The sequence below is a fragment of the Luteitalea sp. genome (assembly GCF_022842525.1).
GTDB lineage: Bacteria > Acidobacteriota > Vicinamibacteria > Vicinamibacterales > Vicinamibacteraceae > Luteitalea.
Map to the genome: position 1 here is coordinate 97049 of NZ_JALHPM010000002.1, position 7333 is coordinate 104381.

At 69.3% G+C, this 7333-nt stretch carries 6 protein-coding genes and 2 pseudogenes; 2 read left to right on the forward strand and 6 right to left on the reverse strand.

Annotated features, from left to right (window positions below; translation table 11 throughout):
• Positions 1–17: 17 nt before the first annotated feature.
• From Q0C41_RS01050 to Q0C41_RS01060, 3 genes are all read right to left on the reverse strand, one after another.
• Positions 18–449, reverse strand: a complete 432-nt coding sequence (locus tag Q0C41_RS01050; protein ID WP_291980579.1) for a hypothetical protein — start codon at positions 447–449, stop codon at positions 18–20.
• Positions 450–811: 362 nt separating this feature from the next.
• Entirely contained in the window at positions 812–2065 is a 1254-nt protein-coding gene (locus Q0C41_RS01055) for a cytochrome c peroxidase (RefSeq protein WP_291980580.1), read from the reverse strand.
• Between the two features lie 14 nt (positions 2066–2079).
• Positions 2080–2535: a FixH family protein gene (locus tag Q0C41_RS01060; RefSeq protein ID WP_291980581.1), complete on the reverse strand. Its 456-nt coding sequence runs from the start codon at positions 2533–2535 to the stop codon at positions 2080–2082.
• Between the two features lie 141 nt (positions 2536–2676).
• Between Q0C41_RS01060 and Q0C41_RS01065 the strand changes: the two genes are divergently transcribed.
• Entirely contained in the window at positions 2677–3525 is an 849-nt protein-coding gene (locus tag Q0C41_RS01065) for an AraC family transcriptional regulator (RefSeq protein WP_291980582.1), read from the forward strand.
• A 372-nt stretch (positions 3526–3897) separates the two neighbouring features.
• Here the strand turns inward: Q0C41_RS01065 and Q0C41_RS31290 are convergent.
• A pseudogene (locus Q0C41_RS31290) lies at positions 3898–4828 on the reverse strand (NAD(P)/FAD-dependent oxidoreductase).
• Here Q0C41_RS31290 and Q0C41_RS31295 point away from each other — a divergent pair.
• Positions 4827–4979 (forward strand): annotated as a pseudogene (locus Q0C41_RS31295) (helix-turn-helix domain-containing protein); the annotation flags it as partial. The pseudogenes Q0C41_RS31290 and Q0C41_RS31295 sit on opposite strands and share 2 nt — an antisense overlap.
• A 331-nt stretch (positions 4980–5310) precedes the next feature.
• Here Q0C41_RS31295 and istB read toward each other — a convergent pair.
• Positions 5311–6072 (reverse strand): IS21-like element helper ATPase IstB, encoded by a 762-nt coding sequence (gene istB / locus Q0C41_RS01080; protein WP_291980585.1) that lies wholly within the window; start codon positions 6070–6072, stop codon positions 5311–5313.
• Positions 6069–7333 (reverse strand): IS21 family transposase (gene istA / locus Q0C41_RS01085; RefSeq protein WP_291980586.1); only part of this gene is annotated, 1265 nt, incomplete at its 5' end. The genes istB and istA, both read right to left, overlap by 4 nt.

The window sequence follows — 7333 nt, forward strand, 5'->3', positions numbered from 1 at the left end:
GCGTCCTCCGGCTACCGTTACCCGACGGTGCGACCAGGCACCGTGGGCCTGTTCGCCAGCCACCGGCCCGTTGACGCCAGCCAGACGAGACCCGCGGGCATCGCGATATCGAAGGACCCGCAGAAAGCGGGCCACCACGCCGGCATCCCGGCATTCTCGACGATCCGTCCGTGAAAGAAGAAGTCCATGACGCCATGCGCGGCGATGCCGGCCACCACGAGCCACAGGGTCCCTTTGAAGCCAGCGACGGCCATCGCCAGGAACGCGCCCATGATCGCCAACTCGATCACGAGCGCCCGCGTGGAACCGCCCATCACCGCGAACAGCACGTAGTACGACGCCACGACGATGAGCACCGTGGGGTAGAAGGCACGGTCGCGGTCGAATCCGACCGCTCGCGCGAACGCGCACGTGACGAGGCCGAGCACGCTGCCAACGATGTATCCCATCTTTCCTCCTCAGGCTGGCGCCTACGAATGTCCGTCGCCACGACCCGGCGTGGTCGAGCCATCGCATGCCAGGAATGCGGACGCGTTCACGGCGCTCAGGTGTCCCGTCCGCACGTGGCGGATGACGACGACCTCGACGCCAGTGACACCGTCCACGCAGACGGCTTCGGCGCTCGTCGCCACCGTCACCTTACCGCGGCTGACGCGCACAGCGTTGTGAAGGCGTCGGCGAAAGCGTTGTCCCACCCGTGGGTCGCTGGCACGCAGCAGAACGAGAATGCGCCGACTGTCCTGCAGAGCCGCGGCAGCCGCGGCGAATGCGCGGTGGCCGCCCCCTGCGATCACGAGATCGACGGTTCGGATCACGGCGTCGCCCCTGCCGCAGCCCGTCCATCGACCAGCACCGGCCCACTCAACGTCCGCAGGAACGCCTCGAGTTGACGCAGTTCGATCGGCTTCAGGCGCAGGGCCCGCAGCTCGCTGTGACCGGTCACAGCGGCCGGCGCCCGGTTGTAGTGGTCGAGCACGTCGGCAAGGGTGGCCAACTGTCCGCCGTCCATGTACGGGGCGCGTTCGGCCACGTTTCGCAGTGACGGCACCTTGTAGGCGCGGTCCAGTGTGTGCGCGCCGGTCACGATGAAGTCGAGCTCAGCACAGCGCTGGCGGGCGTCGCTCCACCGGCTCCTGCAGTTGAACTCCTCACCCACCACCGTCGTGGCGCCAGTCAGGCGGCCACGATCGAGCGGCAGTTCCGGCCGGGACGGCACGCCGGTATTGTGGAATTCGTTGTTGGTGAGCAGAGGGCCGTTATGGCACTGCGAGCAGTTCGCCCGGCCAATGAACAGCCGCAGCCCGGCGATCTCGTCCTCGGTCAACACGTCGTCGCCTGGATGTCCCGCGGTCACCGCCGCGACGTACCTGTCGAAGCGCGAGGCCCCGAACACGATGTGGCGCTCGTAGGCGGCAATGGCTTTGCCGATGTTCACGAAGACGCTGGTCACCAGGTCCCGCAGCGTCTCGTTCAGCGTGGACCAGGCCGTCATGGCCGTCGCGTCGCCCGCCGGGCCGGCGGACCCGGGAACGGCGGAGAGATCCGGCAGCGGTCCGAACACCGCTTCGTAGTCGCGGCGATAGTGGGCCGCGATGAGGTGCGCGTATTGCGCGCGCGTGCCGCCGTGCTCCACCGGGCTTTCGAGGGGGCCGAGCGCCTGCGCCCACAGGCTGTCCTTGCGTCCGTCCCAGAAGAGGAATGGCGACCGCGCCATGCCGGCAATCGGCATGGTACGCCTCGCCGTGGTGCCGACGCCGACAGCGAGCGCGATCCCGTCCTGGAAGCCACGCTCAGGCTGGTGACAGGTACTGCACGCGACGCGTCCATTCGAGCTGAGTCGCGTGTCGAAGAACAGGCGCCGTCCGAGGTCTGCGGCTCGCGGATCGTCGGCGACGCGGTTGGTGGGGTCGGGAGGCAGTGGCGGCAGCTCCGTGATGGACATCGAACGCAGTTCCTCGAGCTGCGCGGTGGTCCACCTGGTACGGGTCGACGCCGCGGTGCTCGCGAGCGTGGCCCAGAGGATCAGGACGACGAGTGCGGTCGCTGTACGGGTACGGTTCGTCATGGCCGGGTGTCAACTCAGACCGCGAGGTTGAAGGTGACCGTGTCGACGCCACGCGAGCCGGTGATCGCGAGCCTGAACTCCCACCACCCGCCCATGTTGAAGCGCACGCCCTCGATCTCGTAGATGCCGTCGCCAAGGCTCCGCGTCACGCGCGGCCGCGTCGGCAGGCCGTGGCCGTGCTGCGGCATGCCGCCGTCGACCACGATCTGGGCATCGTCGATCCCCCGCCCTTCGATGTCGCGGACGATGACGCGGACCGTCTGCATCTGCCGGGGGCGCAGCGGCTGCGACGGCTCCAGCGTGGCCACGTATCGGCCTTCGACCGACGCGCGTGGCCCCAGCGTGAACTCGCTGGCGGCCGGGCGCCGGGCGCCGGTGCCGTGAATCATCATCATGGCGTGGCTGCACGCGGTCAGGGTCGAGGCTGCGGTCAGGACCGCCAGAATCATCAGGGTGTGAAGGGTCTTCATCGACATCTCCGGTCTCACGGCGGCGGCAGTGCCGCGGTGTGACCTGAAGCCTAGCGACCCACCACGACCCGGGATTGAACGGAGAGGCCGGAGTTCTTGAACGCAGCGGCTGAAGTGGCCGTCCACGGCTACAATGGCGCCTTGCCGTACACGCCGAACGCAGAGCCCTACTGCTGGTTGAGTGTGCCGCGCTGGTACTTGTGGGACGGCGGCTTCCTCCTCACCGCCAGAGCGCAAGGCGTCGTGCCCGCGCACACCCACCATGCGATCCAGATCGTGATCGCGCTCGACGGGTGTGTGGCCATCTGCGGCCAGAACGACGACTGGCGCGAGAGTCGCGGCGTGGTCGTGCGGCCGGATGCCGAGCACTCGTTCGACTGCAACGGCGCGCTCGGAGTGATGCTGTTCGTCGATCCCGAGTCGAGCGAAGGCGGCTGGCTGTCCACATCCCTTCGCCAGGACATCACGACCGTGCCGGAGAGCCGACTGGACGCGCTCGTGCCCGCGTTGCGCACGTTCGCCGACCAACCGGACGAGACCGAGGACGTGCCGGCGCTCATTCGCAGCTGCGTGCACGGTCTGAGGCCAGGCCTGGCGCCGGCACGCCGGGTCGATACGCGGGTGACCACTGTGCTCGAGGCGATTCGACGCTCGGACGATCTGCGGATATCGCTCGACACGGCCGCCGAGATGGCGTTCCTCTCGCCCACCCGCTTTGCCCACCTGTTCAAGGAGCAGGTCGGCCTGCCGTTCAGCCGCTACATGTTGTGGCGCAAGCTGACGCGCGCGATGGTGGCCATCGCCTCCGAGCGGACGATCGCGGCGGCGGCCCACGCGGCCGATTTCGCCGACGCGGCCCACCTGACGCGGACGTTCTACCAGATGGTGGGCATGGCGCCCTCGGCGTTGATGCGCGGCGAGTTCATCGAGATGCCGTCGCCGTTCAACTCGCTCGCCGGCACCCCGGGAGAGCGCCGGCCGGCCGAATAGCCGATTCGTTCAACGACGACAGCCGCTCCATCCAATCCTGCGCGCCGACCGGCATGTGAGACTCCGTGTCGTTGTTGACATGTCGTCGACACGGAAACGGAGCGTCTCATGGCTACTCAATCGAACGTCTGTGCGTGTGCGGTCTGCAACGAGTCCGAATGCCGGTGCGGCTGTCAGACCGCCCCGGCCCGGCCGCTGGCATCGTGCCAGTGCGGCGCGGACTGCACCTGCGGGGAGACGTGCACGTGCCCTGCCTGCAAGAGCGACCAGTCCTGACGGGCTGAGAGCCGGTCACGCACCCCGCATTCCCGATCGGACTCGTGCTGTCGGTGGCGGTTGCGGTGTCTGCGAGGCGGGCCGGCACGGTCATGTTCAGTCGCCGACCGAGACGGCCAGGGCGATGTCTTCCTGAACGAGATCGGCGTTGATGGCGATCGCGGCGGCCGAGCCGGCCCCTGCGGACGTGATGACCTGGGCGCGGGGGTCGACGACGTTGCCCGCACCCCCACAGCCCATCGACGCTCGTCCGCCCTGTGCGGTCGACGATGGCGAAGCCGGCGTCGTCGAGAGCGCAGCCGAGGCTCCGGAGGAGGTCGTCGGGGTGCGGGACGTTGGTCGGACGGACGAAGACGGCGGCTCGGTGGACGACCCTCCCGTCGACGAGCTCGAGCCCGGTGAGGCGGTCGTCCTCGACCACGAGCCGGGCGACCTCACCGTGCACCACCCCGATGCCGCGCGCTTCGAGCTCGGCCGCCTCCTCGGCTGAGGGCTCCTGGGTGTGGGCGAAGTAGATGACGTCGTCGGACCACTGGCGGACCAGCTGCGCGTGGAGCACGGACCCCGGGTTGGAGCCGAGGACACCGAGTGGTTGGTCCCGGACCTCCCAGCCGTGGCAGTAGGGGCAGTGCAGGAGGTCCCGACCCCATCGTTCGTGCACGCCCGGCAGGTCGGGGATTCGGTCCCGGACGCCGGTGGCGACGAGCAGGCGACGAGCCACCAGGGCCACACCGTCGTCGAGGCGGACGGTGAAGCCGGGCCCGCCGGTCGCCGCCACGTCGGCGACCGACGCGTCGATGACCTCGACGCCGTACTCGGCGATCTCGGCGCGACCGACCGCCAGGAGTTCCGCGGGTGCCATCCCGTCCCGGGACAGGTAGCCCTGCATGTGGGCCGCCGGGGCATTCCGGGGCTTCCCGGCATCGATCACCGCGACCCGGCGGCGGGCACGTCCGAGCACGAGTGCGGCGGACAGACCGGCGGCTCCGCCACCGACGACTACGACGTCATACGAGGGTGTCTTCATGGTTCAGCACCTCGGAGAGCACTGTGCACGCCGAGGCCGCGCCTGACAACTGTTGTTGCTGTTCGAGCCCGCCGCCGCGACCGGTATCTCGAAGAGCACGCTGTCCCGCCTCGAGTCGGGACAGCGAACGTCCGGCCCCGAGCTGCTCCTGCGTCGCCGGCTGCCCGAGCGGGGCCGACGCCCCCCGTCCCGTCGCGCGGCAGGATGACGATAGGCATTGCCGATCGATGCAGACGCGGGCGGTTCTGCTCACAGAGCCCTGACCATCGGCCCTGACGCTCAGGGCCCCGAGTGCGGTCATGAAGCGCTTTGCGTGGCCTGCGACGGCTGTGGAGCGGCCTAACTTGATGGGGTGGCGCACGTTGCAGCCATACGCCGCGAGACCTCGCGAGTTCTACAACCTCGGTGGACGGGTCAAAACCGGCCATTTCGTCGACAGTCAAAACCGGCCATTTCTGGCGGGCGTCGAGACGGCCTGAGTTCTACTGCGGCAGCGGGTCTGGACGCAAGTCGGTGTGCACCTTGGTCCGCCAGCTGCGCGGCCCGCACTTGAGCACGTGGGCGTGGTGCAGCAGCCGATCGAGCAGGGCCGTGACCGCCGCGGTGTCGCCGAGCAGCTTGCCCCAGTCGTCGACAGGCCGGTTCGACGTCAGCAGCGTCGAGGCCCGTTCGTAGCGCCGCATGATCACCTCCAGGAGGTCCTCAGCGGCGGTGTGCGGCAGCTTGCGCATGCCGAGGTCGTCGATGATCAGCAGTGGCACCGTCGTCAGCTCCAGCATCAGCGCCTTGCGCGTCCCCTCGACGGTGGCCTCGGTGACCTCCTCGAGCAGGATGTGCGCTTCCCGATAGATGACGCGGTAGCCCTGCAGGATCGCGGCACGCCCGAGCGCCTGCGCCAGGTGGCTCTTGCCGGTGCCGGGCGGGCCGAGCAGGAGCGCGTCCTCGCGCTGGGCGACGAAGCGTGCGGTGGCCAGCTCGTGGATCAGCGCCTGCGGCATCTTGCGGTTGAAAGCAAAGTCAAAGGTGTCGAGCGTCCGATCGGCGTCGCGAAAGCGCGCCTGCTGGAGCCGGCGCGCGAGCAAGCGATCCTCGCGGCGGATCAGTTCGTCGCCGACGAGCGCCGAGAGGATCTCGATGGGCGCCTGACGTTCCTGCTGCGCCTGTCGCAGCCGCGCCTCGAGGACGTCGGCCATGCCGGAGAGACGGAGCTTGCGCAGGGCGGCATCGAGTTCGGGCAGGGTCATGTCGGATCTCCTGTCGTGCGATCGATCAGATCGCGGTACACGGTGAGTTGGCGGATGAGTGGGTCGACCTGTCGAAGCGTCAGCGGCGGCCGGCGTTCGAGATAGCGGCGGAGAAAGCGGTAGGTCAGCACGCGCAGCTCGAGCGCCGCCTTGGCGGCGTCTTCGAGGGCGACCGGCCCGTAGCGCTTCGCGAGGGCGAGCGCGCCGAGGATGCGCCGGGTGCCCGCCGCGCCCTCGTGTGTGTGGATGTGCGTGCAGATCGTGTGCAGCGCGACGCCGACGTGTCGGGCGCGCGCCAGGAGCGCCAGCGTCGAGGCCGGCGTTTTCGCCGGCCGATCGGCGTCGGCGATCCGGTGATGCCCGCGTGGGCCCCGCACGTGCTCGCGCAGCAGCAGGTGCCCGTCGCGGGTCAGCACGCGGATGATGCCGTCGGTCCACTGCACCTGGACGCGGTGGCCGAGCCAGCCGGGTGGGGCCGAGTAGTAGGCGCCCTCGACCTCGACGCAGCCATCGAGGTTGACGGTGCGTGTGCCGTACCGGTAATAGCGAAAGGGCGTGACGGGCAGCACCTGCAGCACGGGCTGTTCCTCGGCAAACATCGCGGCGACCTGCCGCTTCGTCGTGCCGTGGATGCGCGTGTCGGCCCAGTGCGCCGTCCACCGATCGAGATACGCCTGGGCCGCATCGAGCGACTCGAAGCGCTGCCCTTTGAGTGGCGTCTGCTTAGCATGCCCGACACTGCGTTCGACCTTGCCCTTGCGATCCGGATCGCGCACGCGACACGGCAGCGCGGTGATCCCGTAGTGCGCCAGGACGTCGCGATACAGCGGATTGATCGTCGGGTCGTAGACGTCCGGCGTGAGGACGCCTTCGCGCAGGTTGTCGAGCACCAGCACGCGCGGCGCCCCGCCGAGGCGACGAAACGCCTGCTCATGCAGCGAGGCCCAGATCTGCGCACTGGACTGCCCCGTGAGCAGGTACACCGCCTTGCGCGAGTACCCGAGTGTCAGCACAAACAGCCGTGTGCGCCGGTACGTCCCGCCGGCTGCTGGGCGCACCATCGGGCCCTCGCCGTAGTCGACCTGGGCTTCCTCGCCCGGCGACGTGACGATCACCACGCGCGCCGCGGGCGTCGACGCCCCGCGCACCTGCCGGACGAAGCGCCGCACGCTGGCGTACCCGGCCGTGAAGCCGTGGTCGTCGACCAGGTCTTGCCAGATCGCGCGGGCGTTACGCCCGCGGCCGGTCGCCTCCGTGATCA

Excerpts from the sequence above, each read along its gene's own strand:
- Q0C41_RS01060 (WP_291980581.1), bottom strand. The coding sequence starts at position 2,535 with ATGAAGACCCTTCACACCCTGATGATTCTGGCGGTCCTGACCGCAGCC.
- Q0C41_RS01050 (WP_291980579.1), bottom strand. The coding sequence starts at position 449 with ATGGGATACATCGTTGGCAGCGTGCTCGGCCTCGTCACGTGCGCGTTC.
- istB (WP_291980585.1), bottom strand. The coding sequence starts at position 6,072 with ATGACCCTGCCCGAACTCGATGCCGCCCTGCGCAAGCTCCGTCTCTCC.
- Q0C41_RS01055 (WP_291980580.1), bottom strand. The coding sequence starts at position 2,065 with ATGACGAACCGTACCCGTACAGCGACCGCACTCGTCGTCCTGATCCTC.